The following is a 413-nucleotide window of genomic DNA, read 5'->3' as shown; positions in this document are numbered from 1 at the left end:
TCGATGGAGACGGGCTTCTCGTCGACGTAGCGGACGCTCACCTTGGTGTTGGGCAGGAGGTACTGCATCGAGTCACCGATCATGTCGGGCGAGAAGGTGAGCTGATCGAAGGTCGAAGTATCCATGAAGACATGCTCGTCGCCTGAGGAGTAGAGATACTCGTACTCCTTCGATTCGACGAAGGGGACTTCGATCTGGTCGACCGAGCGGAACCGCTTGTCGATGATCGATCCGGTCTGCATGTTTTTCAGTTTCGCCTGGACCATCGCCCGGAGGTTTCCGGGGGTGTGGTGGTAGAAATCGTGGACAACATAGTTGTTGCCGTCCATCACGATGACCATGCCGCGGCGGATGTCAGTCGCTTTGATGTTCATGGCAGGCGAGGAAAAGTGCGTTAAATGAGGGAGGCGAAC

General features: G+C 55.9%; 1 pseudogene. It reads right to left on the bottom strand.

Annotated features, from left to right (window positions below):
- A pseudogene (locus AB1L30_RS00030) lies at positions 1-413 on the bottom strand (hypothetical protein); the annotation flags it as partial.

The sequence above is a fragment of the Bremerella sp. JC817 genome, from assembly GCF_040718835.1.
Taxonomy (GTDB): domain Bacteria; phylum Planctomycetota; class Planctomycetia; order Pirellulales; family Pirellulaceae; genus Bremerella.
Note: the sequence above shows the minus strand (reverse complement) of the source record. Positions and strands in the feature narration are given on the sequence as shown.